Here is a 26,225-nt window from a genome sequence, read left to right as displayed (position 1 = left end):
GAGGAAACTGTCGAGAGTGGCGGAAGAACCATCCCGATGCCCGGCTAGCCGAGATCAGAACGAAGCAATGGCGTCGATAGGCACAGTCAGAGAGAAGATCGGCTACGGAAAGGACACGTTCGTCGAGTATCGGAACGAGACTTACCTGATGCAATACGCCGAGTCACCGTGTTGAGGATCGCTTCCGTCCCCCGGACAGTCGCCGTAACTCCGAGAACGGTGATTCGGGTCGCCGAACCCAGTGATTTCCGCTGCTAACAGGCGGACATCTACCTGTCTTCCGGTCGCTCGATTACCAGTGAAACCGAGATAGGCTTGGTCACGTTAGAGAGCAGGGCGTCTTCGATCTTCTGCTCGTCTATCTCTCGGACGACCCCTTTTACCAAGAACCGGACCTGTCGCGCCCCTTCGCTCTCCCGTTCGAGTTCGAAGTCCTGTATCTCGGAGTTTCGAAGGTCGATAGTCACTTTCTCCGTTTCCATAGGTGTTCCTCAACGTGAAACACCATAGATAGTAGACCCAATCTTTGCGGTATACTCCGTACTGCAGTTTCAATTAGATGAACGTTCGAACCCCCGCCGGGTCCGAACCGCCCAGCGGCAGTGAGATAGCGTTTTTATCCCAAGTAATTAAGTACGGACATGTTGATATCATAATATCGGAGTGCAAATACTATGTACGATCTAACCGGGTTCCAACGCGATCTGCTGTACACGGTCGCAGGACTGGACCAACCGCACGGACTCGCTATCAAAGAGGAGATGGAAGATTACTACGAAAAAGAGGTTCATCACGGACGACTGTATCCGAATCTCGACACGATAGTGGAGAAAGGACTGGTAAACAAGAGTGAAAAAGACCGGCGGACGAACGAGTACCAGTTGACGAACCGTGGCCGGCGGGAGATCGAGGACCGACAGAAATGGGAGCGACAGTACCTCTCCGAGGAGGAATACACGGACGCCGTCGTCTCCGAGTAGTGTGGACAACGGGTTCCCGATAGTCGCCCTGAAAGTCCAGTATCCCACCCGGACCGGATAGAATGGACACGGTCGAACGGATCGAATACCACAGTAGGTAGTTTCGGGGGATGCCGTCTATCGCCTGTTTTCAGCGTACACCGACCGTGTTACCCCCCGGCGTCAGACGTTTATGGATTCATTTCGTTACTTGGCTCCATGGGATCCCCAGGTTCTACTCCGGATATAACACAGGGAGACGTTCGGGATATTTTCGTCCGGATGAGTCCACCGTCTACGCCTATAACTGCCGCTGAAACCGCCGAGAAGTTAGAATGCTCTCGTCAGACCGCACGACAAATTTTAGCAGAACTCGCCGAAACCGACGAGCTAGAGACGAAACAGATAGCGGGGGAAACTCGGGTCTGGTGGCTGTCTGAATCTCCGGGGTCTGTGAGCCGACAATCGGAGTTAGAAGAGTTCGGAGCGTTCGTAAGCGCCGTCAGGGAGTACGCCATCTACATGCTCGATTCCGACGGCGTCGTCGTCGACTGGAACGAAGGGGCCGAGCGGATCAAAGGGTACGACGAAGACGAGATCGTTGGGGAACACGTTTCGACCTTCTACACTGACGCCGATATTGACGACGGAGTGCCCGAAGAGAACATCGAAGCCGCGGCGGCAAACGGCCGTGTCGAAACCGAAGGGTGGCGTGTCCGTAAGGACGGGTCACGGTTCTGGGCGAACGATGTCATCACCGCCATTCGAGACGACGACGGGTCGCTTCAGGGGTACACGAAGGTGACCCGCGACTTGACCGAACAGCGGGAGTACGAGCAGCGACTTCGCCAGGAACGCGATCTCACCGAGCAGATCCTCGAAACCGTCCCGGTTAGTATCTGCTCTGTCACGTCCAACGGCGAATTCGTTCGAGGGAACCAGCGAATGCTCGACCGGATCGGCGTCGAAGAGTCGGAGATCGAGAACTCCAGTTTCGAATCGTGGGACATCTACGACGCGGACGGAGAGCTGATTCCGAGCGACGAATTACCGTGGACGCGAGTTCTGGAAACAGGGGAGCCCGTCTTCGAGTACGAGTGTCAGATCGACTACCCCGGCGCCGGACGCCGGTGGCTCTCGCTCAACGCCGCTCCGATAACGGACGGGCGGTACGAAGGCGAGAGAGTCGTGGTTTCCGTCGACGACGTGACCGACCGGAAAGAGCGCGAACAGCGACTCCGACGCGAATACGACCAGACGGAGCAACTGTTGCGTACTGCGCCCAGCGCGATCGCGGTACAGAACACCGACCGGGAAACGGTGATAGCAAACCGGCGAGCTCAGGAGGCGTTCGGCCTCTCCGAACAGGAGTTCACCGAAGACCCCGTCGATACCGGAGAGTGGGAGATCTACGGCGAGGACGGCGAACAGCTAGCTCCGAACGAGACGCTGTCTGCGCGCGTTCTGGCGACCGGAGAGCCGGTGTTTAACGAGGAGATTATCGTCGAACCACCGGACGGAGAACGGAAGCATTTCCGCGCGAACGCGGCTCCGCTCTTCGGGTCGGACGAGACCATCCAACGGATCGTGATCGCCGGCGAGGACATTACCGAACTGAAAAAGCGTGAAAAACAGCTCGAACAGCGAAAGACGGCGCTCGAAACGGAGTTGAGTGAGGTCTTCGGACGGATCACTGACGCCTTCTATGCGCTCGACGACGACTGGCAGTTCACTCACGTCAACGATCAAGCCGAAGAATGGCTCGATTTTCGGGACCAGGGACTGGTGGGAAAGCACATCTGGGAGGTGTTCGACTGGGTCGACAACACCAGACTCCGAGACGAGTACGAGCGAGCGATGGAGACACAGGAACCGACCTCGTTCGAGTTTCACTATCCCGAACCGCTTGACGCGTGGTACGAAATCAACGCCTATCCGTCTGAGACGGGCCTCTCGGTCTACTTCCGTGACGTCACCGAACGCAAAGACCGTCAACAGGAACTCCGTCGGAAAGAGCGCCGATACGAAGCGATCTTCCAGGACCCGAACATCCTCGTCGGCTTGCTAGAACCCGACGGGACGGTACTCGACATCAACCAGACGGCAATGGAGTACGTCGACGCCACTCTGGACGATGTGACCGGCCAGGCGTTCTGGGAGACGCCCTGGTGGGGAGAGGGAGACGGTATCCAGCACAAGGTCAGAGAGTGGACCGAGCGCGCAGCGACGGGCGAGTACGTCGAGTTCGAAGCTGACCTCACACGCCCGGACGGAGAGCAGTACACCCTCAACGGCGTATTCAGACCGGTCACTAACGAGAGCGGTGACGTAGTGTCGCTGATCGTCTCTGACCGAGACATCACGGAGCGAAAGAGGCGAGAGCGCCAGCTAGAGGAGTCCGAACGGCGTTACAGAACACTCATCGAGTATTTCCCGAACGGTGCCGTCACCCTCGTCAACGATAGCCTCCGGTACCAGACCGTCGGCGGCAATCCCGACGACGTGACCGGCGTCACAGTTGAAGAGATAGAGGGAAAACCGGTTCGGGAGGCGCTGCCGCCGAAGTTGGCCGACGAACTCGCCCCGCGCTACGAGGCCGCGCTCGACGGCGAGTCGGGCTCGTTCGAGACCGGACTCGGCGATCGAGTGTACCAGTTCCAGGTCGTGCCGATCCGGGACGACGACGGCGACGTCTTCGCCGCTCTGGGAATGTCCCAGAACATCACCGAGCGCCGGGAGTACGAACGCAAACTGGAGGAGTCCAACGAGCGACTAGAGCAGTTCGCGTACGCCGCTTCTCACGACCTCCAGGAGCCGTTACGGATGGTCACGAGTTACCTGCAACTTCTCGAAAACCGCTACGCCGACGAACTGGACGGAGACGCGCGGGAGTTCATCGGGTTCGCTGTCGACGGTGCCGAGCGGATGCGAGAGATGATCGACGGCTTACTCAAATACTCGCGGGTCGAAACAAAGGGAGATCCGTTCGAGTCCGTCGAACTGGAGGAAGTCCTGTCGGACGTTCGCGACGATCTCCAGATACAGATCGAGGAAAGCGACGCCGAGATCACGGGCGGATCGCTCCCCCGCGTTGAGGGGGACCCCGGTCAGTTACGCCAGGTGTTTCAGAACCTGTTGGAAAACGCCATCGAGTACAGCGGTGACGGGCCGCCGCGCGTACACGTCGATGCCGAGCGGGACGGTTCGAAGTGGCGCCTCTCCGTCAGCGACGAGGGGATCGGTATCGATCCCGACGACGAAGAGCGTATCTTCGAAGTGTTCCAGCGCCTCCACAGTCGCAAAGAACACGCCGGAACTGGCATCGGTCTCGCGCTGTGCAAGCGGATCGTCGAGCGCCACGACGGGGATATCTGGGTCGACACGGAACGCAGCGAGGGAACGGCGTTTTCGTTCACGCTGCCCGCGGCAGAGGAGCCTGCCCGGTGAGTCCGCTCGCCGCAGTCCTCGTGGAGACTCGCCGTCCTGCCGGAGGCGACCCGTTACGACTCTGCGGAGTCCGGCATCCGGACGGTCATGACGGGTGCCGAAGACGTTCGGACGAGTTTCTCGGTGACGCTGCCGAGCAGATACCGCTCGATGCTGTCTCGACCGTGCGTACCCATCACGACGAGGTCGATGTCGTGTTCCGTCACGTACGACCGGATCTCCCGGAACGGGTTCCCGTACTCGACGGTAGTTTCGACCGCTGAAACCGATGACCCGATCGCCCGTTCTTCGACAGCATCGAGTGCTGACCGGGCAGAGTCTTCGAGGGCCTCCATGACGGCTTCGGACCGGACATCAACGCCCATCGCCATCTGGTCGACGACGGAGAGAGCGTGTAGACGAGCGCCGTACCTGTGTGCGATATCGACGGCCGGGTCGACCGCTGCCGCGGCGGCCTCGCTTCCGTCCGTCGGCACCAGAACGTCATCGTACGGGTACCGGGCGTCGTCACCGTCCGCTTCCCGGACCGTTAGAACCGGAACATCGGAGAGACGAACGATCTTCTCCGTGACGCTCCCGATCAGGTACCGCTCGACGCCGGTCCGACCGTGTGTACCCATCACGACGAGGTCGATGTCGTGGTCCGCAACGTACTCCAGGATAGCTCTGTGAGGGAGATCGGTTCGGACAGCCTTCTCTACCTGAAGACCCTCCGTAGAGAGGTAATCACACACTTCGCCGGCGGTTTCCTCACACCGCTCTCGGAGGCGGTCGGAATGGGGGCCCGTCTCGATCAGACGGGAGTCGGCGACGGAGAGCGCGTGGACGGTCGCTCCGTAGCGCGTCGCCAGGTCGTTTGCGTACCCGACCGCGACCTCCGCACAGTCGCTTCCGTCCGTCGGTACGAGGACGTTGTCGAACATTGTTCGAACGTCCGTTCCCGAGGACAATCAATACTTGTGAGGGCACGCGGTCTGACTTCCAACGGCTGGTGGTCGCAGTACGGCCCGGAAACGAGTTTACAGCGGCGACTGCCCGCCGCCGAACTGAATAGCTTCGACGAGGCACGCTCCGAGAGCGCTCCTCGGGAACGGGTCGTCAGTACAGTCCCCACGACTAGAGAGTGTAGACTTCGGGAAAGCACACAAGACTGCGTAGAGTGGACTCTACCGTTCGAGAGTCGGCTTCCTGGTCGTGTTGTTGCGACACTGGTGAGTCGACATCGGCGCTGAGGCGAAGCAAGGAAACGCCGGTCGCAGACGAACTCTCACAGGGATTGTTGTAACTGTGTCCCGGTGTTTGCCGACACGGGTCGGCTAAATACCGAATGACGTACAGCAGTGCCTATCAGCTCTCGACCGACGGCGTCGACGCGTCGTTTTGCTCGTATTTGGTCTCGAACTCCTGGATGAGTTGGCCCATCTTCGCGTACCAGTCGTTGAGCATTCGCTGCATGTCGTCGGATATCTTCGACGGGTCGGTCGGCGAGTAGACGTGGTAGTACCCACCCTGCTCGTAGTTGACCTGTTCTTTCTGGATGAATCCGTTCTGGAGGAGGCGCTGAATGGCGCGGTACGCTGTCGATCGCTCGCGGTCAACGCCCTCGGCGATCTCGTCTACCGTGAGCGGTTCCTCGGCGTTCACCAGCGCCTGAAAGCACTCCCGGTCGAGTTGTTTAAGGCCGTGGAAGCACTCGAGAAGCCCCTCACACTCCATATCCTGCTGGAGTTGCTCGGACATCGAATCGGGCATTGGTATCACCGATAGGTAGTCGATACGCGGTTAAAAGATTTGTGCATGGATTACACAATCACGATACAACCTCGTCGAAAAGCAGTGACGGCGCAGCCGGCTCAGTTCGCTGAAACGACCTCGACACCGCTGGCGGACCGCTCCGGCACCCGGTCGAATCGGACGAGCCATACGCGCTTGGCTTCGTCATCCGTCATGCGGATCCCCCGGCAGTCAGTGTGGTCGCAACGGCATCAGTGAGACCACTCCTGTTCGAGTCCGTCGAGTAAGCGGTCGACATCAGCCTCCGTATTGACCGCGTGGACCGAAGCCCGGATCGCGTCCGGCACCGGGACCGATCGAACGACGATACCGTCGGACGCGAGACGTTCGACCGTCGCGTCCGGGTCGGCGACGTCGATCGTCACCAGCCCGGACTCCGGCGTCGCAGGGCTGTGGAGTCGCTCGTCCGGAACGCCGTCGGCGAGGCGGCCGGAGAGTCGCGTGATTCGGTCTTCGATACTGTCGACGCCCACCTCGTCGATCACGTGGATCGCCTCCCGGAGCGCGACGTGCGACGCCGGGTTCGTCGTCCCGACCTCAAAGCGACGAGCCCCCGCCGCGAACTCGAAGGAGTCCGCAGTCGACGCCTGCACGCTCCGGTGGCCGACCGACCGCGGCTGGAGTTCCTCGGCGGCATCGCGGTCGACGTAGAGGAACCCGCCGCCCCAGAGGCTCAGGAGCCACTTGTGGCCGGCAGCCGCGACGGCGTCAGCGCCCCACGATTTGACATCCATGGCCGTCTGACCCGGAACCTGGACTGCGTCGACGAGTGCGAACGCACCGGCGTCGTGCGCGATGTCGACGAGGTCCGCCACCGGAAGTTCGGTTCCGTGAGTCCAGGTGATCGCGCTGAAACAGACGAGAGTCGCGTCTTCGACGGCGTCTGCAAACGCATCCCGGTCGATACGGCCGTCCGCAGTTTCGACGACACGCACCTCGACTCCCTCCCGTTCGAGGCGCTGCCAGGGGAGTATTCCGGCGGGATGCTCCAGGTCGGTGCGTACGACGACATCGCCGGGCTGCCAGTCTATGGCGTTCGCGATCGCGTTGATGCCGTCAGTCGTACTCTCGGTGAACGCGATCTCGTCGGGGTCGGCACCGACGAACGACGCCACCGTCTCTCGCGTCCGTTCGAACGCTTGAGAGGCCGTCTCGTACGGGTCGTTCTCGACTGCGTCGTACTCGTGTGTCCGGGTGAACTCGTCAGCCGCGTCGACGACGTACTGTGGACTGGGGCCGTGGGCCCCGAAGTTCAGATAGACGTCCTCTCGTAGCGCCGGAATATCCTCTCGGAGTTCTGTCGGAGTCATTGCTAGTGACTGCGAGCCGACGGTTAGTTATACTGTCGACTGTCCCTGTTTGTGCATGGTCCGCCGGCCGGTCCAGCGAGTCCGTACACCGGGACTGACGGACATCCGACAGTGACAATTTTTGTGGAATCCATCCGGGCGGGGAGTTCCCGTAACGTTCACCCCGTCCGGGATGGATGAGTACTCATGGGCCACCACACGTTCGATGCGTCGCGCGCGGACAAGTTGGAACGACCCGAGCAACGGTACCGATTCCTCTCGGCCGAAGAACTGCTCTGGGCGCTCGATATCTCGTCGGGAGACACCGTCGCTGACCTCGGCAGCGGAACGGGGTTCTACACTGACGTGGTCGCTACTCACGCGGGCGACGTGTACGCTATCGACGTTCAGGAGGAGATGCACGACTACTACAGAGAGAAAGGCGTCCCGCAGAACGTCGAACTGGTGACGAGCGAGGTGGCCGACCTCCCGTTCGACGCGGGCACTGTCGACATCGCGTTCTCCACGATGACGTACCACGAGTTCGCGAGCGCCGATGCGCTCGCCGAGATCCGCCGGACACTCGATACGGAGGGCCGACTCGTCATCGTCGACTGGGCGGCCACTGGCACCGGCGACCACGGGCCGCCGCTCGACGAACGGTTCACGGCCGAGGCGGCGAGCACCGCACTCCGCGACAGCGGGTTTCGTCTCGAACACGACGCCGTCCGGCCGGAAACGTTCGTACTGATCGGTACGGTCGAGTAGGTTCTCCCGCCCGTTTTCGCCATCGTCTGCAGACGCGATTCTTGCGCTACCAACCCGTATTCGTCCGAGGTTCAGTCGGACGCGGTTGCCGTCGACGTCGAACTGTACTCGGCGCTTACGGGGGGTGCAAACGTGAATATGAGGACCGCGCCCACGATGAACACCGCTCCGAGGATAGCGACTGCGCCGGAGGTCGAGTACCACGTCGCGAGGATGCCGCTCCCGACGCGGAACGGGATGCCCGCGATAGACCGCAACATCGCAACGGACGAGAGCAGCGTGGCGCGTCCGACCGACTGCACCTGGTCGTTGATGTAGCGCTGATAGATCGGAGAGACGACCGAATTTCCGCCTTTCATCATGAAGAACATCGGGAACGCGAGGAGCGGGACGAACTCCGCGAACACGTACATGATGGCGATGGAGACGGGGATGAGAAACATGGCTCGACTGACGCCAAGGAGATCCTCGATATCGCCGGCGTAGTCGCTCATGACGGCCGAGACAACGGTAAAGGCGGCGTACAGCAGGCCGATTATCGCCGGTTCGGAGAGTCCCCATCCCTCGAGCGTCGGGCCGAAACTGGCTTCGAGGCTACTCTGTGCGATGGGCTGTATCCACATGTCCATCGTCAGGATCGCGCCGCTGAACAGCGCCAGGTAAACGATGAACGACCGCAGACTCGGCGCGGTGAGTTGGTCGCGGATCACGGGGATGGCGTCGACGATGGTCATCGTTTCCGACTCCGTGCTCTCCTCGGCGTCGTACGCGCGGTTCTGCGGGAGGCGAAACACCATCACCAAACTGAGAAGCGCTACCACGAGGCCTGCGTAGAACGGATAGAACCGGTTCATCGAGTAGAGGAAGCCGCCGGCGACGAGGCTCCCGGCGCTCACCCACTGAGCGATGGCCCGACTTCGCCCTTTGATCCGCGTGAACTCGTCCTCGATGTCGTGTTCCTTGAGGGTGTCGTAGAGCCACGCGTTCCCGCTTCCGGAAACGAAGGTCCCGCCGAACGAGAGCATCACGAAGGTGAACGTGAATCCGATGAAATCGGTTGCGACCAGATAGCTCGCGTTCGAGATGAGCATCAGGAACGCTCCGACGACGAGGCTGTTCCGCCGACCGATGCGGTCGCCGACGTACCCCGTCGGTATCTCGGAGGTGACGACGACGATAGATTGGATGGTGGCGATGAGTCCGATCTGGGCGAAGCTGAGCCCGTTCCAGAGCAAAAAGAGGGTGTACACGGGATAGTGAAAGCCGGGACGGGCGGTCGCCTGATAGAGATAGTATCTGAAGACGACAGACGACTTTGAGAGGCGAGACTGGTTCGACATAGTTATGATGTCTGCTGTTTGTGTCTGCGCCGCTGGAGCAGCGTATCGCCGGTCCAACGGAGTTGACGAGACGTGTCACGACGTTCGTTCTCCATCACGCTGTCGCCGAAACTACGGTCAGAGGTATCGATACCCGGGGCGGACAGAGACCGGTCATCCCGGCCACGCCGGGGAAACCAGCAGTCCACCACGCCAGGCGAATAGAGGGAAACGTCGAAGCACGTTCCGAGAAACGAACTAGTCATACCGATACGTTCGTACGGCCCAAATTATATGTTTGCTGAAATTCGTTCCTGTCCTTGGACTGATATTTGTCGCGCTCCCGCCGGTGGCCTCGTGCCCGGGACGGGGTCTCCGTCTACTGCGTTTCTCCCACAGCGTAGAAGTGTGGTGCGGACGGTCAAGTATCTCGGGACTCTTTGAAGAGCCCTGATACCTCGCTATGTGGCCACTGTCGGAGTCGAAAGAGGTTCCTCTATCCTTCGGAAGAACGACCGACAGACAGTTCTACTGACGGAATTCCCCGGAGTACAGACATCGAGAAAGACAAGGGGTGACCCGGGGGCAGCCGATCTGTTCTTTCGGTTTAGTGAAAGTTTTTATACTCTCACAATCGGTTTGTTTGCTATGGACGAGGCGACTCCCCCGGTCAACGGATGGCGCGAGCTGGCCGAATCGATGCCCGGTGGCGTCGCGATCCAGGTCGACGAGGAGTTCGCCTACGTCACCGAAGAACTGGCGTCGATAGTCGGGACGGATGCGGATTCGCTCACCGGCAGACCGTGGCAAACACTGTTCGATAGGAACGAATCGGACCGCCTCGAACGAACCGCCGTCAGTAAAGCCCGGACTAAGGGTCGATGGGAAGGCAAGGCCCGAACGGGTGACCGGGGTGCCGGCGGAACGCCGGTCGAGATAGCGCTGTCAGCGACCGAGACGGGGAATCTGGTCTGGGCAGTGTCCGAACGTAGTGCCATCCCCGCCGAACGGAACGACGGTTCGGACCGCTACCAGTCGATCGTCGAGGCAGTCGGAGACGGCGTCTATGCACTGGACGAGAATCTCCAGTTCTCGTTCGTCAACGACGAGATGTGCGAGATGTTCGGACGCCCCGAAAACGAGTTGTTGGGGACGGACCCTCGAACGCTGTTCGTGGACGCGGACCAACTGGACATAGCCGCGGACATGCGAGAGCGGGTCGTTAGCGGGGACCTCAGCACCGGCACAGTGGAGGCAGTGACTGAGACACCCGACGGCGACCGGCTGGAGTTAGAGTCGTACTATCGACTGCGAGCGGAACCTGCTGACGGTGAGTTTCCGGGCACCGTCGGGGTTATCAGAGATGTCACCGAGCGTAATCGGCGTGAGCGGACTCTGGAACGCCAGCGCGACGAACTGGAGACGCTTGACAGGATCAACGAACTCCTCCTGGAAACCACACGGGAACTCATCCAGACGGCGACCAGAGAAACCGTCGAACGAACCGTCTGCGAACAGTTAGCGGCGTCCGATCTGTACCGGTTCGTTTGGGTCGGCGAGCGGGAGTTTGACGGAAACCGCATCGTTCCACGGGTTACCGCCGGTGACGACAGAGGGTATCTCGACGAAGTGACGATTACAGACACCAAGAGCGAAACCGGTCAGGGGCCGGTTGGACGCGCACTGCGTAGCAACGAGGTGACGGTAGCCAACGTCGACGACTCCTCGTTCGAACACTGGCGGGACGCGGCACGCGAACGCGGGTTCGAATCGGTCATTGCAGTACCGCTTCGAGACGGGGAGACTGTATACGGTGTGATGGTCGTCTACGCGACCCGAGAAGATGCCTTTAGCGAGCGCGAACAGGCGGGTTTCGACGTTCTCGGTCGGACAGTCGGGTCCGTCATCAGTGCTGCAAAGAGCCGGGAACTGCTGTTCGCTGACGCGGTCGTCGAACTGGAGTTTCGCGTCGAAGACTCGGACACAGTGTTCGTCCAGGCCGCGTCGAAGTGTGATTGCGAACTCGAGTTAGACGGGTACGTTCCCTCGGCGGGGCGGTGGATCCTCTATCTCTCTGTCACCGGTGGATATCCCGTCACCGTCGCTGAAACGATGGCGAACGACGAGCGAGTCGAACGCGCTAAAGTCATCGGAGACGAGGGCGGTGACGGCCGCATCGAACTGGTCGTAGCGGAATCGTCGTTTCTCCACACCGTGACCGGAGTCGGAGCAACAGTTCAGGCCGCTTCCGCGGACAGCACCAGTATACGGTTGGTCGTCGAGGCCCCGGACGACGGGGAGATACGTGACATCGTCGACCAGATGTTGAGCGTGTACTCGGACGCCGAACTGTTGGCCCACCGCGAACGCGACCGGGAGATTACGACGGTCGGCCGACCCGGCGGAGTACTGGATGACCTCACCGACCGGCAGCGAGAGTCCGTCCGGGTCGCCTACCGGTCCGGATACTTCGACTGGCCGCGCGAAAGTACAGCCGAGGAGATAGCCGAGTCGTTAGATATCTCGTCCGCGACGCTGCATGGACACATTCGGAAAGCCGAGCGGACTATCCTCTCAGCTCTGATAGATGACGATTGACATCCTCCGGCGCCGAAAGACGCCGGATCCCCGAGGGGATAGTAACGGAGTCGGAGACAGATTACGCACCGGTAGTCACAGCGTATCACGAAGCATTTCGTCCGCCTCTCTGAGACACTACGTGAGTAGGGACTAGAACTTTAACGTTAGTCTGACAGGAAACCGTATGAATTCGTATACTACTCCCGCTCCGTTTGAGCGGTGCGGATCCAACGAGGTCGGGGAATCGTGACAAGGAAACAGGCACTGTATTCCCTGACAAAGATAGGGTGGATCCTGATAGTGATCGGAACGGCTGTCCTCGTGTTTACCGGTCAGACAGAACCGGTCATCGCCCCGTCGCAGCTACCGACGGAACCGATGGTCATCTTCGGCGGGGCGGCCGGAGCAGGGATCGCGGGGGTGCTAGTTGTCATGCATTTTCAGCATCGGTCGTGGAAAGCAATGGGTCGAAAGGCTGGGCTCACGCCGGACGGCGGGTCCGTTCTACCGATCGGAAAACCGGATCTCACAGGCACAATCAACGGACGGCCCGTCCGGGTCCGAATAAAGACGCGCAAGTCCGGTACTAGCACCGAAGGTGGGACGAACACCACCTCGTACATGGTAGTCGAGACAGACCTCGACCAACCGGCCGATGAAGGTGCCATTATCACCCGAAACGAGGGGCAAGCGGACGCAGAGCGGATCGATTTCGGCACCACGTCGGTCATGAGTGAACCTGTCGACGGCGGATTCGTCACGTCCGCCGGGTCCGCAGATCTCGTCCGAAGCGTCCTCTCAGAACCCGTGGAAGACACTCTCCGTGAGGTCCACACGGTCGATAGACTACTCGTCGGTGACGCAGTAAGCACGCTCACTGACGCAGTCCCAGATATGGGAGACTCACTACTTGGCAGTGTCGCCGAAAGCGCAATGGAAATGAGCCTGTCCGGTGATCCGTCGACAGTGACACACGAAATGGACGACATCTTTGTCGACTCTGGTCTGCTCTTGCGACAGGTCAGGGCAGTCGTCGCAGTCGCGGACGCTTTCGAGGATGCGACTGCCGACGACAAACCGGAGTGAGATGTCGTTCGAGTGCGCCCACTGAACGTCTATTCGACGTGGGCTAGCCACCGCAGGCTCTCAGTTGACGGCTTCAGAGAGATGGTCGATCAGCATCCCGGTCACTTCCTCGCAGTCCATGTGAACCCAGTGTGACGCGTTCGGGAACGACTCTAACCGGCCGTTCTCGCAGTAGTCGACGCTCGCTTGCGCCATTTCCGGAACGAGCGCGATATCGTCCTCCCCCCAGCAGACCAGCGTCGGCTGAGAAACGGTTTCGCGCGGTGGGCTGTCCGAACGGCGCGCTCCGCGGTACCAGTTAACTATTGGCCCGATGCCGTTGAACTGCCAGGCTGTCCGATAGAAACGGAGCGTCTCCTCGTCGAACGTGCCGAGGTGTGCGCTCTTTTCGAGGACGCCTGATCAGATCCGTTCTACACCAATCGGCGTCGACTACCCGACTGCGCTCCGTCAGACTGTTCCTCATTTTCGAAGACGTAGAGATCCCGGGATCGGCCGTTCGGGGGTTCAGCGGCGGGCACAAAAGGAGAGTCGCTCTGTAGTCCGGACCGGATGTCAACGGTGTTTCGAGCCGAGTCTAAGATAGATCGTATCGTCCGTGTACGCCAGGTAGTACGCATACACCCCGACGGACGCCACGAGAGCGCCGGCCGCCGCCAGAAGAACGTTGTCCACGACTCCCATATCCCCGAGTCCGGAGAGGACCATCACCCCGCCGACGAGGAGAAACGCCGTCCCCGCGATCAGTTTTACTAGTCGGGCCATCAGTCCCGTCAGTATCGGTATTTCTTTGGCCATCTTCAGTCACCGAAGTGTCAGTCGGTCGCGCTGTCGCGTCTCTGTACTCGCACCACAACCCGTACTGCCCGGAACCCGCTCTGTCGGGAGTTCATGCCGAAAAGTCAGCGTCATGAGCCGTAATCGTTGCCTCGCACGAGTACACTGCTCCGCCGTGAGCCTCGAAGGTCACCGCCTCAGCCGGCGGGTCCCCTCCTTCGGCGAGTGTCTCGCTGGACGCCGGGTCGACCGCGCGGAAGTTACCGGCACGCCGCAAGACGATGGCGTCTCCCGTCGACGCCATCTGACTGTAGTCGCTCATGTCTTCCTCGACAGTCCACGCCACTTCTTCTGCGCCGGGGTCGATCGCGTAGAGGGTTTCCACACCATAGGCGGTGTAGAACGCCTTACCTTCGGCCGTGACGACCTGTCCGCTGTTGCCGATATCGGCGTCGACTGAAACGTCGGTGCGGTCGCCCGTCTCGATGTCGATGAGCGTGAACGCGTCCCCATTCGGCGCTACCAGCGTCCCGCCGACGACGCCGGTTGTGTGGAGGTCAAGGTCAGATATCGACCATATCTGCTCAGGCCCGGTTTCGAGGTCTAGATCGTATCCCAGTATCTCGGCGGACCCGTTGGTAGCTCTACGGCCGACCACGGCGTAGTTGCCCTCACCGGCGACCCAGTTCACTCCTTCCTGTTCTATGAGGCTACCGTGTCGGGAGCCGTCAGAACCCATGGCGTAGAGACCATCTTCTAAACTGTGGTACTGATGGGGAGTGATGACGTAGTCGGCGAGAGCCAGCATAGGCAACGAGCCTGTTCCGCCCTGGCTCTGCCCGTCTTTTTCGCCGTTCGCCCGCTCGATCGGGTACACCGTTCCCGGACCGGTTCGAGCGGCGTGGTGGACGAAAACGTGAGTGTCTGTCACGGCAAGCCTGTCGATGTCGCCGGTTTCTGAGGCCTCCCACTCGACGCTTTCGTTCTCGGTGTCGATCCCGTACAGGGTATCTTCCACGGCGACGGCCAAAAATCCAGAACCGATAGCAGTGCGATACGTCGTCGGCTCTACCGATTCAGGGGGTAGCTCTTTTTCCCATAGCGTCTCGAATCCCGTCCCCTGCGGGTTGCTGCCGTTCTCATCGTTGTCTTCGTCGTCGCCGGTCCCTCCGTCACTCAAACAGCCAGCGAGGCCAGCCGTGGCTCCAGTTGATGCGAGTATCCCAAGCACCGTTCTCCTGTCAGCTGTCGGTTTGGACATTATGTAGCGGTGAGGTGTTAGGGGTTTTAATTAGGACCCTACGTGAGTAGTGTCACGATATCAAGCGTCCGTGTCATCAAAAAGAGACCAGCGGTGTGACCGTGAAACGACGCATCGGCAGCCGGAACCAGTTACTATAGCTGGAACATATAGGTATTAGATATAGATATGAGAAATACCTACAGGATATGACCCAATCCTGGATCTGACACGCAAGACTACTGCTTGAGGCGAGGAATAGCCCCAAGTCGGCCCTATTGTGTCATCAGGTGGAAATATGACGTAATAGTATAGTTGATAGGTATAGCTGTATCGTATAGGTATATCATATAGGTGAATGAGATAGTTGCCTCCAGTCGGCGATTATCCGTAGCGTCGGAGTGATAGTCCGGAGTACACCGAGTCATTTTCTCTATAATCCATAACTATACGTCATAGCTATAGCTTAAACCCGTCCGTTGGATGAACAACTACTGTGAGCCCTGCTCCAGAGACGTGTTCAAGTCGTACGTGAGAGGTATAGATATCAGCTATAGGTATGACTTATACATCAGGCCCGGTACGGACACGAACTGAAAACACCCGCCGCAGGACTGCGGTTATATTCAATACTATAGTTTAGTCTTATAGCTATACTATCTAGCTATACACCATATTCCAACAATTAACCTATAACGTCTGACCTAGATTTATATTCCCGGCCTACAACTTCCACTCATATGTTAACCTACACGCCGGTGTCGGAGGCCGGAGGCGTCGGGAAAACGACGACTGCTGCGACACTCGCAGCGAGTCATGCGCGGGCGGGCCACGACGTTCTTGCGATCGATATGGATACGCAAAACGGAAGCCTCACGTATCTGTTCGGACCGGAGTACGACCGGGGCGACCCGGAGGTAGACAATCTCGTTCGGCATCTAGTTGGACGACCGAAGGGGGACTTCCACGACCTCACTCACGAAGTGGGGGAGGGTATTGACCTGATCCCGTCTCACAACATGCTCGAAGACGTCCACGAGTTCCTCCTGAACGAGAAGAACCAGGCGGAAAAACTCGGCGAGTCGTACAGCATGTACCATCAGCTACACCGGGTACTCAGCGACGCAAACGTCCGCGACGAATACGATGTAGTTATCGTCGATTCAGCGGGGAAGGCGGGTCCGATCCTCTACAACGCACTCGTCGCGGTTCGGAACGTCGTCATCCCATTTGAAGCGACCGCGAAAGGACAGGAATCTATCGAAGGGTTAGACGACCTCGTCGACGGACTCGAAAGCAACATCGGAGTGGACGTTGGCGTCCTGTCCGTCGTTCCGATCGGCTACAAGGATACTCGCGACCAGCGAGAGATCCTGGATGCCCTCCGTGAGAGCGGGTTCCCCGTTCCCGTCGTGATCGGGGAACGCGGTTCGCTCATGGAGGGGTGCTGGAAAGAGCAGTGTAGCCCGTACGGGTACGTCGAGAACCACCGCGACCGCAAACGCGAGTACGAGATGGAGACGCTGGAACAGTTCGACGACCTCGCTCGATATCTCGAACGGGAGGCGGGCGTCGAGCAACCGGAGGTGACAGCGTAATGGGGCTCAAGTCCGGCTCTCGCGACGCTGGACTCGACGAATCCGAAGACGATTCAGACGGGTCCAACGATGCGAAGTCGACCGAGACAGAGAGCATCGACAAGTCCGAAACGGCCGCCCAAGAACCGGACGAAACGCCGGAGGAAACGGCCCCTGAAACGTCAACAGAAACCGATACCGGGGCGGAACCGGAGGACCAGCGGCCGACGATGGACTCGCTCCCGTACAAAATACGCAGAAACAAGGTCAACGAAGGTCGGGAACAGGTCCCGTATTTCCTCCGAGAGGAGATCATAGAGGCGGAAACTGAGTTACAGGAGACGCTACAGGACCGCCTCGACGAAACCGTATACAAGTCGGACTACCGGGAAGCGTCTATGGTAGTTGCACAGCGGAACCCGGAACTCGTCGCCGAGGTTCTCCGGGAATGGGGGTACGATCTAGACACGGAATAGCGACGGACGGTATCGGCCTGTCCGGTGTTCCAGTGCCGGCGCGTAAACCCGGACTGGGGGTGAAAGAGTTCCCGACCCACTGACCGGCGAAACGGGAAAAGATTCATATCAAGAGCCAGTGTTTTCTGTGCTGTCGACACGCAGTCGTGCCGGCGAACTTACGACTGCAGTGAGAAGAAGACCGGGATGAAAATTAGCAGTTCATATACTGATGAGCACGATACGGAATGCGGTCCAGGGATTGCGGGGAGATGGACGCGGCTGGACACTTCTCATCGTGGCGATAGGGTGGCTGATCATCAGCGGCTCCCGCATCCTCTTTCCGGCGTTGATCCCGCAGATCAAAGTCGACTTCGCGATCAACAACGCCAGCGTGGGGTTCGCGATGACGCTGCTGTGGCTGATGTACGCAGGACTGCAGTTTCCGTCCGGGATCATGGCCGACCGAATCGGAGAGCGGAGGCTTCTCGCTGGAGGAGCTATCATTGCCGCACTCAGTTACGGCGTGTTTTACCTCTCCCCGGTTTTTGTGGGCTTTCTCGCCGCCTGTTCTCTCTTCGGTCTCGGCGCTGGACTGTTCGGGACGCCCCGTGACATACTCGTCTCACGCACGTTTCCGGACGCAGATAACACCGCGTACAGCATTATCTTCGCCGCCGGAAGCATCGGTGCTGCGTTGCTCCCCTACATCGGGGCGACAATCGCGAACCGCTTGGGGTGGCGACCGGCCGTCGTGTGGCTGCTTCCGCTACTTCTCTTGGTTGGCGCTCTCCTGTGGTGGGTTGTCCCGTCCAGAGAGTCGTCAGGAGACACCGGAACCCTCTCGGCGGTGGAAACTGCGCGTCGGACTCTCAGCGCGTTGACTGAGCGGTCGGTGCTGTTAGGCAGCAGTGTCATGGTGCTTTTCATCTTCACCTATCAGGCGCTCGTCTCCTTTCTACCGACCTATCTCGTCGAAGTCAAAGATCTCGACCAGGGGATCGCAGCCCTGCTGTTCGGGCTGTTGTTCGTGGCCAGTGCGGTCATTCAACCTATCTCGGGCCATGTTGCAGACCAGTACGGAAAGCACGAGACCGTCCTCTCGTTGATCGCGCTGTCGACGGTGACGCTTCTGTTGCTGCCGTTTACGAATGCTCTCATCGCGCTTGCTCTGCTCGTTCCGAGTTTGAGCGTCCGGAATGCGGTTTTGCCCCTGGCGAGCGCGTTTATCGTAGCGGAACTCCCGGAGGATGTGCAAGGGGCCGTCTGGGGGTTTCTGCGAACGGTCCTGTTCGGCATCGGTGCCACGGGGTCTACAGTTATCGGACTGTTTGCCGATAGGGAGTTGTTCGATGTCGGGTTTCTCGGCCTGGCGGCGTTGACAGCAGTGGCCGCAGTGTTGTGGGTGGGGATCGCTCGGCGGTCGCCCAGTTGACAGGGCGTATCCTCGTTTATGTCCGACACTATCGAACGGACGTTCTCCAGAAGGGGACAAATGTGGCTGAAAGCAAGCAGCGTGCGACGGAGCGCGATTACAATACTACATCTGTAACGACGAGGCGAAAATCCGGAGCGAAATTCCGATCACCGGAGCAAAGAACGGCCCGTGAGACGGATAAACTGTCAGTCCGGATCGAACGAAGGCCCCCGGCTCAGGTGAGCATAAAGTCGAGTTGAATGACGTTCGCCGCATTACGCAGGGCCTCACAGAGCTCATCTCGGCGATCAGGTCGTTTGAACTGGCTACATGGGCCGGAGACGCTGATAGAACCGAGGGGGTGATCGTCGACGATAACGGGAGTGGCGATACAACACAGGCCGTCGACGCTTTCCTCGTTGTCGAACGAGATACCGGCGTCGCGGATCTTGGCTAACTCCTCTTCCAGACCGTCACGGGAGGTGATCGTCTGTTCCGTAAACCCCTCCAGACCGTGGCGCTCGACGATATCGTCGACTCTGTCGACGGGGAGATGAGCCAGAATGGCTTTCCCGGTGGCCGTGGCGTGCATCGGACGCTGTTCACCGAGGTTCATGTACGCCTGCGTCGAATTGCTAGAGTTCGTCGCGTACACGCACGTCCCCAGGCCGTTCTCCTCGATGACGAGGTTCGTCCGTTCCTCCACCTCGGCCGCGAGTTCGTCTACCTCCTCTTTCCCCTGCCGATACAGGTCAATACTGTACTGTACTGTCGCTCCGAGCTGGAGGTACTGACAACTCAGTCTGTACAACCCGTCTTCCTTGATCAGATATCCTGCCGAGGTGAGCGTGTTCAGATGCGTGTAGACGGTACTTTTCGGCAACGAAACCACGTCTGCGACCTCGGAGACGCCGATAGGTCCGCGGCGCTGGATGACTTCGACGATGTCGAACGAGCGTTCGACAGCTCCGATAGTTTTCGAATCCGTATCCATGATAGTTATTTATGCTGAATACGGAGATATACTTTTCGATGATAGTAAACGACCGTACGATACAGGTGAAAGGTAATGCGAATTGGTACCAGAGGTCACGGAGACCCGAATTTCGAGAAGGCCAGGCTGACCCACTAGGCAAGCGAGCGCGAAGAGTAGACGTGTCGTCGGTGGGAGAGTGCCGTCAGTAGTTGACGGTTTCCGTGATAGCTTCCTCGATACGGGGGGGCTGGGGGATGTAGAAGTCCTCCATAGCCAACAGTGGAACCGGAACGTCGAACCCGGTCACCCGTTCGACCGGCGCTTCGAGGAACATCAACGCCTCGTCGTTTATCGTGGCGATGAGTTCTCCGGCGAACCCGCCGCTTTTCGGGGCCTCATGGACGACGACGCACCGACCGGTCTTTTTCACCGACCGGACCACCGTCTCCCGGTCGAGCGGTGAGATCGAACGGAGGTCGATCAGTTCGACGTCGATCCCGTCGAGATTGTCGACGGCCTCCCGCGTCTTGTGCATCATCGCACCCCAGGCGATCACGGTGACATCTTCGCCCTCCCGCCTGACTGCGGCCTCGCCCAGCGGTTCGGTGTACGTCCCATCGGGAACTTCCTCGCGGAACGACCGGTAGACGTGTTTCGGTTCCATGAACAGCACGGGGTCGGGGTCGCGGATGGCGCTGATCAGCATCCCTTTCGCGTCGTGTGGGGTGCTCGGAACGGCCACCTTCAGTCCGGGGATGTGGCTGTACACGGCTTCGAGGCTCTCGGAGTGGTGTTCGAGCGCACGGACGCCCGCACCGTAGGGGGTACGAACGGTCATCGGTGCCGTGAGCTCACCGCGGGTCCGCCAGCGTATCCGACTCGCGTTAGTGACTAGCTGGTCGAACGCCGGTGGAAGGAACCCTGAGAACTGGATCTCGGCGACCGGCCGGTATCCGTACGTCGCGAGACCGATCGCCGCGCCGACGATAGCGATCTCGGAAAGCGGCGTGTCGAGAACGCGGTCCCCGCCGAACGTCTCCTGGAGGCCCTCGGTCGCGCGGAAAACACCGCCGGACTCCGCTACGTCCTGACCGAACACAAGCGTGCGGTCGTCGGTGGCCATCTCCTCGTGCAAAGCGTCGTTTATCGCTTCGATTATCGTTGCCTGCATGGTTCACCCCTTGGGGCGCTGCTCGATGTGCTCGTACATGTCCGGTCGTTCGTCCAGCAGTTCCTCGTACTCAGATAGCTGTCGACGGAGTTCCGGAGGCATCTCCTCGTGGAGATGCTCGAATATCTCCCGGACGTCCCGCTCGGCGAACTCGTCGGCGGCCGCGACGGCGTCGTCGAACATCTCGTCTATCTCCTCGCGAACCGCCTCCTCGTCTATCGCCTCGAACAGTCCCTCCGACTGAAGGAACTCGCGGTAGCGCTCTAGCGGGTCCTGTTTCTCCCACTCCTCGACTTCGGACCGCTCGCGATAGCGCGAGGGGTCGTCGCTCGTCGTGTGGGCGGCCCGGCGATAGGTGACGGCCTCAACTAGCGTCGGCGTGCCATCCATCGCGTTCTCGCGTGCAGTCAAAACTGCGTTGTACACCGCGAGAACGTCGTTGCCGTCGACACGGATACCGTCGATCCCGTATCCGAGCGCCTTCTGGGCTACTGTATCGGCGGCGGTCTGCTCCTCGAACGGGAGCGAGATGGCGTACTGGTTGTTCTGCGTGAAAAACACGGCGGGCGCGTCGAGTACGCCAGCGAAATTGATCCCCTCGTGAAAGGCCCCGGTAGACGTTGCACCGTCACCGAGGTTGGCGAACGCGACGGAGTCGGCGTCATCGAGTTTCATTCCCCATGCAGTCCCCGTGACGACCGGGACGTGCGACCCGATGGAGATGGCGACGCCGAACGAGTTCGCGCCGTCCATTCGGGACGCGTCCTCCAGTCCGCGCCAGTACAGCAGGAGGTCCCGCATCGAGAGACCGTGTATTAGGAGCGTGCCGGCCTCCCGTCCGTACGGAAAGATCCTGTCCTGGTCGGAAAGGGCGAACGCGCTCCCGATGATGCTGGCTTCCTGTCCCCGGCCGGAGGCGTACGTGCCGAGTTTGCCTCGTCTCTGGAGTTTCGTCGCCCGGTTGTCGAACACCCGCTGGAGAACCATCCACCGATAGAGTTCTCGGAACGTTTCGTCGTCGAGGTCGGGCAACCGTTCGGCGTCGTAGGAACCGTCCGGTTCGAGTATTCTGTACGTGTCCACGTCTACGTCGTCCTGCGAGACCGTTTCCGCATCGGCGGAGATCGGTCTCGCTGGCGCTGGCCGCGGATCCTCGTTCATGCGCTACTGACGCCTTGTCGAGAAGGGATATAAAGCTTGACAGTTGTTTAATATATCCGATACTATCGGAGGCGATACCTCCTCCCGGGGAAAACGTTACAACCTAGCGGGCGAGGATAGCAGTAAGAGCATGACGACTATTGACACGTTCGAACAGTCGCTGGCCGACCTCCCGGCCGCGGTCGACCGAGTGTCGTCGGACGGGTTCGACGAGGCGCTCGAACGGTGTCTCGAACGGCCGGCTGTGGGGGTTTCGCTCCCGTTCCGGGACCTGTCGTTAACCGACCAACCAGTCGAGACCGACCCGTCACCGTCCGCCCTCTCGGTCGCTCGAACGGGCGTGACGCCGGTCGGTCCCGCTGTTGCCGAGTACGGATCGGTGGTGATCCCCTCCGGCGTCGACGGAGCCGAACAGGTCAGCCTCTACCCGGATATCCACGTCGGCGTCCTCGCCGCGAGCGACATCGTGGACTCGCTCGCGGAAGCCGTCGGAGAACTCTCGGAGGGTATCGCCGACGGCCTCACGAGCGCCGTCTTTGCGACCGGGCCGAGCGGGACCGCGGATATGGGCTCAGTCGTGTACGGCGCACACGGTCCCGAATCAGTCCGCGTGATCGTTCTGGAGGACCGATGAGCGAGGACTCCCGGAGGACGGCGGACCGCATCAGCGAACTCCTCCGCACGGAAGGCGAACAGGTCCAGGCCAACGTCACCCCGTTCAACGAGGGTCGCTACCGCCGCTACGCCGAGATGGACGACACGGAGGCGTACCGGTCGGAAGCCCGCCGGATCAAGGAAGACGCCATCGAACGCCTCCCCGAACTGATCGAGCAGGTACGGGAGACAGTCGAGAGCAACGGCGGATCCGTCTACCTCGCCGAGGACGCGGCCGACGCCAACGAGTATCTCCGCGAAGTGGCTCGCGGGAACGACGCCGGCACGGCGGTCAAGAGCAAATCGATGACTACCGAGGAGATCGACGTCAACGAACACCTCGAACGCGCCGGAGTGGACACTTACGAAACCGACCTGGCGGAGTTCGTCCTGCAGATCGCGGACGAGTCGCCGAGCCACATCGCCGCGCCGGCGATACACAAGTCCCGTTCGGAGATAGCCGACCTGTTCGAACGACATTTCGACCTGGACGAACCGCTTCGGACCGCCGAGGAACTAACGGCGTTCGCCAGCGACTACCTCGAGGAGCGGATCGCGGAGGCCGACATCGGTCTGACCGGCGCGAACTTCGTCACCGCCGACACCGGAACGATAGCGCTCGTGACGAACGAGGGCAACGCCCGGAAGTGCGCGGTGACGCCGGAGACACACGTCGCGGTCGCGGGCGTCGAGAAGCTACTGCCGAGTCTGGCGGACCTCCCGCCGTTTCTGAATCTCATTGGCCCGGCGGGTGCCGGCCAGGACATCACGGCCTACCTCTCGCTTCTGACCCCACCGGTCGACACGCCGGCTATCGACTTCGACGATCCCGATGCGCCCGGCTTCGGGGGTCCGGACGACCGGGAGTTCCATCTGGTTCTGCTCGACAACGGCCGGACCGAGATGCGAGAAGACGACGAACTGCGCGAAACGCTGTACTGCGTGCGTTGCGGGGCCTGTGCGAACACCTGCGCGAACTTCCAGCAGGTCGGCGGCCACGCGTTCGGCGGGGAGACCTACAGCGGCGGAATTGCCACCGGCTGGGAGGCCGGCGTCCACGGCATGGACAGCGCGGCAGAGTTCAACGACCTCTGTACCGGCTGTTCACGGTGCGTCGAGGCCTGTCCCGTGAAGATCGACATCCCCTGGATCAACACGGTAGTCCGGGACCGGCTGAACCGCGGTGCCGACGCCTCGACGTTCGACCACCTTGTCGAGGGGCTGTCTCCCGACGACGAGTCCGCAGGACTCGACCTCGGAAAGCGGCTGTTCGGTAACTTCGAGCGACTCGCGGCGTGGGGAAGCCGGACCGCGCCGCTGTCGAACGCGGTCGCCGATTCGACGCCGGTCCGGATCGCGCTCGAACGGGTCGCCGGCGTCGACCGCCGTCGGGACCTCCCGCGGTTTCGACGCGAGACGTTCCGAGACTGGTTTCACCAGCGCGATGCGGCGGCCCCCGACGACACCGAGCGGACGGTCGCGCTCTATCCGGACGTGTACACGAACTACGTGGACGTCGAGCGGGGCAAGGCGGCAGTCCGGACTCTGGAGGCGCTCGGTGTCGATGTCACCGTACCTGACGCCTGCGGAAGCGGACGGGCACCGCTCTCGCAGGGCATGATAGAGACCGCAACGGAGCAAGCAAAGGCGGTGTACGAGTCGCTTGGTCCGGTGATCGAGTCCGGCAGAGATATCGTCGTTATCGAACCGAGCGACCTGGCGATGTTCCGGGGGGAGTACGACCGCCTGCTTCCCGAGACGGCGGCCGAACGGGTGGCCGAAAACAGTTACGAGGTCATGGAGTACGTCTACGGTTTACTGGAGAACGGAGCCGACGCCGACGACCTGGCCGGGCCGAACGCGGACGAGACGCCGTCCGAAGCGGCCCGAGACGGCGTCGCGTATCACAGTCACTGCCAGCAGCGGACACTCGGACTGGAAGCGCAGACGGTCGCAGTGCTGGAGGCGGTCGGCTACGACGTGATCACGTCCGACGTGGAGTGTTGCGGGATGGCCGGTAGTTTCGGCTACAAGACGGAGTATTACGACCTGAGCGTGGCCGTCGGAGCGGACCTCCGCGACCAGTTCACGTCCCCGGAAGCCGACGGGCGTCTCCTCCTCGCCAGCGGAACCTCCTGTGCCGACCAGATGAACTCGCTGTTCGAGCGTCGAAGCGCCCATCCGGTCCAAATTATTTCTCCCGAAGTCGACCGGATAGCTGACCGAAGACGGTAACTTTCGGGGTGGGGTGTTATTCTCACCCAAAGCTATATTTGTGGAGGGAACACACTACCTTTAGCATGGCTGAAAAGAGGAATACAGAGTGCGGATCGTCTCCGCGACGACGCGACGTTCTGAAAGCTACCGCCGCGGCCGGGACGACGGGTCTCGTGGGAGTCACGGGTTGTCTCACAAACGAGGGCAGTGACGGGGACACCGTCACCGTGGGATGGCTGTACCCCCACACGGGCCCGTACAGCGGTCTCGCCGAATATCAGGAACAGGGTGCGAAACTGGCGATAGAACAGTTGAACGACAGCGACGATATCGACATCGAGATAGAAGGCCTGCACGAGGACACGCAGGCCGACCCCCAGACCGCTCGGCAGATCGCCCGACGGTACGTAGAGAACGAGAACGTCGATGTCGTCTGTGGCACTATCTCGAGCGCGGCGGGGTCCGCGGTTCAATCGTACACCGAGCAGCGGAACGTGCCGTTTTTCCCGGACATCGCGGCGGACGAGATCACGATGGACTCCTGTACGCGGAACACGTTCCGCTACGAGACCCGAGCGAGCCAGACGGCGACCGCAGCGGCGAGTTGGGCGGTCGAGAACTTCGGAACTGACATCTGGGTACACAACGCGGACTACCTCTGGGGGAACAGCGTCGCCTCGGCGTGGAAATCACAGGCGAAGTCCGCAAACGGCAACGTGAACATCGAAGGGGAGACGACGAGCGAACTGGGCGCGACCGACTTCTCCACCTACATCAGCCAGATGTCCGATTCGGACGCAGACTGGGTAGTCACCGGACTCAACGGCGGGGACGCCGTGCAGTTCCTCAAGCAAGCCAACAGCCACGGACTCAAAGACGAGATGACGATCGTCAGTCCAGTGAACTCGTTCCAGTTCATCCGCAGGGCCGCCCCGGAGGCCTCGGTCGGGACGTACTCGGCCGTCCGGTACTTCGAAGGGTACGACTCTCCGGAGAACGAAGAGTTCGTCGACCTTTACACGGACCGCTGGGACCAGCCCCCGGACAACTTCGCGCACGTCTCGTGGACGCACATGTTCATGTACGCCCACGCCGTCGACTCGGTGGACTCCGCCGATCCAGACGACGTGATCGACGAGTTGCCGTCGATCGATTTTACCTCCCCGATGGGCCCGACGCAGTTCCGGGACTGTGACCACCAGGCGGTCCGCCCGTACAACGTGGGCGAGATAGTCGAACCCGACCAGCACGACTGGCCCTCTATCGATGTTATGCGGACCGTCTCCGCAGAAGATACGATGCTCCCATGCGAGGAAACCGGTTGTAACTTCTGAACAG

Annotated in this window: 21 protein-coding genes and 1 pseudogene; 11 read left to right on the top strand and 11 right to left on the bottom strand. The window is 60.5% G+C overall.

The features are described 5' to 3' along the window. Positions 1 to 269: 269 nt before the first annotated feature. Positions 270 to 482 carry a hypothetical protein gene (locus EYW42_RS14520; RefSeq protein ID WP_135536014.1) on the bottom strand — a complete coding sequence of 71 codons (213 nt, stop codon included), beginning with the start codon at positions 480 to 482 and terminating at the stop codon, positions 270 to 272. A 192-nt stretch (positions 483 to 674) separates the two neighbouring features. Between EYW42_RS14520 and EYW42_RS14515 the strand changes: the two genes are divergently transcribed. Together EYW42_RS14515 and EYW42_RS14510 are read left to right on the top strand one after the other, a co-directional pair. After that, positions 675 to 980, top strand: coding sequence for a helix-turn-helix transcriptional regulator (locus EYW42_RS14515; RefSeq protein WP_135536013.1), 306 nt, complete (start codon positions 675 to 677; stop codon positions 978 to 980). A gap of 198 nt (positions 981 to 1,178) precedes the next feature. After that, positions 1,179 to 4,406 carry a PAS domain-containing sensor histidine kinase gene (locus EYW42_RS14510; protein WP_135536012.1) on the top strand — a complete coding sequence of 1,076 codons (3,228 nt, stop codon included), beginning with the start codon at positions 1,179 to 1,181 and terminating at the stop codon, positions 4,404 to 4,406. Positions 4,407 to 4,459: 53 nt separating this feature from the next. Here the strand turns inward: EYW42_RS14510 and EYW42_RS14505 are convergent, their stop codons facing one another. From EYW42_RS14505 to EYW42_RS14495, 3 genes are all read right to left on the bottom strand, one after another. Beyond that, positions 4,460 to 5,329 (bottom strand): universal stress protein, encoded by an 870-nt coding sequence (locus EYW42_RS14505; protein ID WP_135536011.1) that lies wholly within the window; start codon positions 5,327 to 5,329, stop codon positions 4,460 to 4,462. A gap of 424 nt (positions 5,330 to 5,753) precedes the next feature. Next, entirely contained in the window at positions 5,754 to 6,158 is a 405-nt protein-coding gene (locus tag EYW42_RS14500; protein WP_135536010.1) for a helix-turn-helix domain-containing protein, read from the bottom strand. Positions 6,159 to 6,391: 233 nt separating this feature from the next. Further along, on the bottom strand, positions 6,392 to 7,510 hold the full coding sequence (locus tag EYW42_RS14495) for an aminotransferase class V-fold PLP-dependent enzyme (RefSeq protein ID WP_135536009.1): 1,119 nt from the start codon (positions 7,508 to 7,510) through the stop codon (positions 6,392 to 6,394). A 186-nt stretch (positions 7,511 to 7,696) separates the two neighbouring features. Between EYW42_RS14495 and EYW42_RS14490 the strand changes: the two genes are divergently transcribed. Then, positions 7,697 to 8,257 (top strand): class I SAM-dependent methyltransferase, encoded by a 561-nt coding sequence (locus EYW42_RS14490; protein WP_135536008.1) that lies wholly within the window; start codon positions 7,697 to 7,699, stop codon positions 8,255 to 8,257. Positions 8,258 to 8,328: 71 nt separating this feature from the next. Here the strand turns inward: EYW42_RS14490 and EYW42_RS14485 are convergent, their stop codons facing one another. Further along, on the bottom strand, positions 8,329 to 9,597 hold the full coding sequence (locus tag EYW42_RS14485) for an MFS transporter (protein WP_135536007.1): 1,269 nt from the start codon (positions 9,595 to 9,597) through the stop codon (positions 8,329 to 8,331). A 627-nt stretch (positions 9,598 to 10,224) separates the two neighbouring features. Between EYW42_RS14485 and EYW42_RS14480 the strand changes: the two genes are divergently transcribed. Next, positions 10,225 to 12,174 carry a bacterio-opsin activator domain-containing protein gene (locus EYW42_RS14480; protein ID WP_135536006.1) on the top strand — a complete coding sequence of 650 codons (1,950 nt, stop codon included), beginning with the start codon at positions 10,225 to 10,227 and terminating at the stop codon, positions 12,172 to 12,174. Positions 12,175 to 12,402: 228 nt separating this feature from the next. Then, positions 12,403 to 13,242: a hypothetical protein gene (locus EYW42_RS14475; protein ID WP_135536005.1), complete on the top strand. Its 840-nt coding sequence runs from the start codon at positions 12,403 to 12,405 to the stop codon at positions 13,240 to 13,242. Between the two features lie 60 nt (positions 13,243 to 13,302). On the opposite strand, the pseudogene EYW42_RS20565 reads toward EYW42_RS14475, so the two are convergent. The 3 genes and pseudogenes from EYW42_RS20565 to EYW42_RS14465 all read right to left on the bottom strand — a co-directional run. After that, positions 13,303 to 13,617 (bottom strand): annotated as a pseudogene (locus tag EYW42_RS20565) (alpha/beta fold hydrolase); the annotation flags it as partial. A 180-nt stretch (positions 13,618 to 13,797) separates the two neighbouring features. Next, the gene (locus tag EYW42_RS14470; protein ID WP_135536004.1) at positions 13,798 to 14,040 is read right to left on the bottom strand and encodes a hypothetical protein; all 243 of its coding nucleotides are present in this window, start codon (positions 14,038 to 14,040) and stop codon (positions 13,798 to 13,800) included. Positions 14,041 to 14,131: 91 nt separating this feature from the next. Further along, the gene (locus EYW42_RS14465; RefSeq protein WP_135536003.1) at positions 14,132 to 15,280 is read right to left on the bottom strand and encodes an outer membrane protein assembly factor BamB family protein; all 1,149 of its coding nucleotides are present in this window, start codon (positions 15,278 to 15,280) and stop codon (positions 14,132 to 14,134) included. A gap of 719 nt (positions 15,281 to 15,999) precedes the next feature. Between EYW42_RS14465 and EYW42_RS14460 the strand changes: the two genes are divergently transcribed. From EYW42_RS14460 to EYW42_RS14450, 3 genes are all read left to right on the top strand, one after another. Continuing rightward, positions 16,000 to 16,857, top strand: coding sequence for a ParA family protein (locus EYW42_RS14460; protein ID WP_135536002.1), 858 nt, complete (start codon positions 16,000 to 16,002; stop codon positions 16,855 to 16,857). Next, entirely contained in the window at positions 16,857 to 17,312 is a 456-nt protein-coding gene (locus EYW42_RS19905) for a hypothetical protein (RefSeq protein ID WP_202613911.1), read from the top strand. Before EYW42_RS14460 ends, EYW42_RS19905 begins: the two co-directional genes overlap by 1 nt. Positions 17,313 to 17,523: 211 nt before the next feature. Then, positions 17,524 to 18,726: an MFS transporter gene (locus EYW42_RS14450; RefSeq protein WP_135536001.1), complete on the top strand. Its 1,203-nt coding sequence runs from the start codon at positions 17,524 to 17,526 to the stop codon at positions 18,724 to 18,726. 217 nt (positions 18,727 to 18,943) lie between these two features. Here EYW42_RS14450 and EYW42_RS14445 read toward each other — a convergent pair whose 3' ends face one another. The 3 genes from EYW42_RS14445 to EYW42_RS14435 all read right to left on the bottom strand — a co-directional run bounded on the left by EYW42_RS14445 (position 18,944) and on the right by EYW42_RS14435 (position 22,016). Then, positions 18,944 to 19,702 carry an IclR family transcriptional regulator gene (locus tag EYW42_RS14445; protein WP_135536000.1) on the bottom strand — a complete coding sequence of 253 codons (759 nt, stop codon included), beginning with the start codon at positions 19,700 to 19,702 and terminating at the stop codon, positions 18,944 to 18,946. A 184-nt stretch (positions 19,703 to 19,886) separates the two neighbouring features. Beyond that, positions 19,887 to 20,855: an alpha-ketoacid dehydrogenase subunit beta gene (locus tag EYW42_RS14440; protein WP_135535999.1), complete on the bottom strand. Its 969-nt coding sequence runs from the start codon at positions 20,853 to 20,855 to the stop codon at positions 19,887 to 19,889. Positions 20,856 to 20,858: 3 nt separating this feature from the next. Next, a complete protein-coding gene (locus EYW42_RS14435) occupies positions 20,859 to 22,016 on the bottom strand; it encodes a thiamine pyrophosphate-dependent dehydrogenase E1 component subunit alpha (RefSeq protein ID WP_135535998.1) in 1,158 nt (385 codons plus the stop codon). A gap of 130 nt (positions 22,017 to 22,146) precedes the next feature. Here EYW42_RS14435 and EYW42_RS14430 point away from each other — a divergent pair, with 130 nt between their 5' ends. The 3 genes from EYW42_RS14430 to EYW42_RS14420 all read left to right on the top strand — a co-directional run bounded on the left by EYW42_RS14430 (position 22,147) and on the right by EYW42_RS14420 (position 26,221). Further along, a complete protein-coding gene (locus EYW42_RS14430) occupies positions 22,147 to 22,650 on the top strand; it encodes an LUD domain-containing protein (protein WP_135535997.1) in 504 nt (167 codons plus the stop codon). Continuing rightward, entirely contained in the window at positions 22,647 to 24,905 is a 2,259-nt protein-coding gene (locus tag EYW42_RS14425; protein ID WP_135535996.1) for an LUD domain-containing protein, read from the top strand. Before EYW42_RS14430 ends, EYW42_RS14425 begins: the two co-directional genes overlap by 4 nt. 65 nt (positions 24,906 to 24,970) lie before the next feature. Beyond that, positions 24,971 to 26,221, top strand: coding sequence for an ABC transporter substrate-binding protein (locus EYW42_RS14420; RefSeq protein WP_135535995.1), 1,251 nt, complete (start codon positions 24,971 to 24,973; stop codon positions 26,219 to 26,221). Positions 26,222 to 26,225 lie beyond the last annotated feature (4 nt).

Source organism: Halostella pelagica, assembly GCF_004762015.1.
In the GTDB taxonomy this organism is placed as follows: Archaea; Halobacteriota; Halobacteria; order Halobacteriales; family Natronoarchaeaceae; genus Halostella; species Halostella pelagica.
Note: the sequence above shows the minus strand (reverse complement) of the source record. Positions and strands in the feature narration are given on the sequence as shown.

What these genes read in the sequence shown, in the direction of transcription:
- EYW42_RS14460 (WP_135536002.1), top strand. Translation starts at nt 16,000, where the DNA reads ATGTTAACCTACACGCCGGTGTCGGAGGCCGGAGGCGTCGGGAAAACG.
- EYW42_RS14505 (WP_135536011.1), bottom strand. Translation starts at nt 5,329, where the DNA reads ATGTTCGACAACGTCCTCGTACCGACGGACGGAAGCGACTGTGCGGAG.
- EYW42_RS14480 (WP_135536006.1), top strand. Translation starts at nt 10,225, where the DNA reads ATGGACGAGGCGACTCCCCCGGTCAACGGATGGCGCGAGCTGGCCGAA.
- EYW42_RS14420 (WP_135535995.1), top strand. Translation starts at nt 24,971, where the DNA reads ATGGCTGAAAAGAGGAATACAGAGTGCGGATCGTCTCCGCGACGACGC.
- EYW42_RS14435 (WP_135535998.1), bottom strand. Translation starts at nt 22,016, where the DNA reads ATGAACGAGGATCCGCGGCCAGCGCCAGCGAGACCGATCTCCGCCGAT.
- EYW42_RS14515 (WP_135536013.1), top strand. Translation starts at nt 675, where the DNA reads ATGTACGATCTAACCGGGTTCCAACGCGATCTGCTGTACACGGTCGCA.
- EYW42_RS14495 (WP_135536009.1), bottom strand. Translation starts at nt 7,510, where the DNA reads ATGACTCCGACAGAACTCCGAGAGGATATTCCGGCGCTACGAGAGGAC.
- EYW42_RS14510 (WP_135536012.1), top strand. Translation starts at nt 1,179, where the DNA reads ATGGGATCCCCAGGTTCTACTCCGGATATAACACAGGGAGACGTTCGG.
- EYW42_RS14450 (WP_135536001.1), top strand. Translation starts at nt 17,524, where the DNA reads ATGAGCACGATACGGAATGCGGTCCAGGGATTGCGGGGAGATGGACGC.
- EYW42_RS14490 (WP_135536008.1), top strand. Translation starts at nt 7,697, where the DNA reads ATGGGCCACCACACGTTCGATGCGTCGCGCGCGGACAAGTTGGAACGA.
- EYW42_RS19905 (WP_202613911.1), top strand. Translation starts at nt 16,857, where the DNA reads ATGGGGCTCAAGTCCGGCTCTCGCGACGCTGGACTCGACGAATCCGAA.
- EYW42_RS14425 (WP_135535996.1), top strand. Translation starts at nt 22,647, where the DNA reads ATGAGCGAGGACTCCCGGAGGACGGCGGACCGCATCAGCGAACTCCTC.
- EYW42_RS14430 (WP_135535997.1), top strand. Translation starts at nt 22,147, where the DNA reads ATGACGACTATTGACACGTTCGAACAGTCGCTGGCCGACCTCCCGGCC.
- EYW42_RS14470 (WP_135536004.1), bottom strand. Translation starts at nt 14,040, where the DNA reads ATGGCCAAAGAAATACCGATACTGACGGGACTGATGGCCCGACTAGTA.
- EYW42_RS14445 (WP_135536000.1), bottom strand. Translation starts at nt 19,702, where the DNA reads ATGGATACGGATTCGAAAACTATCGGAGCTGTCGAACGCTCGTTCGAC.
- EYW42_RS14465 (WP_135536003.1), bottom strand. Translation starts at nt 15,280, where the DNA reads ATGTCCAAACCGACAGCTGACAGGAGAACGGTGCTTGGGATACTCGCA.
- EYW42_RS14485 (WP_135536007.1), bottom strand. Translation starts at nt 9,597, where the DNA reads ATGTCGAACCAGTCTCGCCTCTCAAAGTCGTCTGTCGTCTTCAGATAC.
- EYW42_RS14520 (WP_135536014.1), bottom strand. Translation starts at nt 482, where the DNA reads ATGGAAACGGAGAAAGTGACTATCGACCTTCGAAACTCCGAGATACAG.
- EYW42_RS14500 (WP_135536010.1), bottom strand. Translation starts at nt 6,158, where the DNA reads ATGCCCGATTCGATGTCCGAGCAACTCCAGCAGGATATGGAGTGTGAG.
- EYW42_RS14440 (WP_135535999.1), bottom strand. Translation starts at nt 20,855, where the DNA reads ATGCAGGCAACGATAATCGAAGCGATAAACGACGCTTTGCACGAGGAG.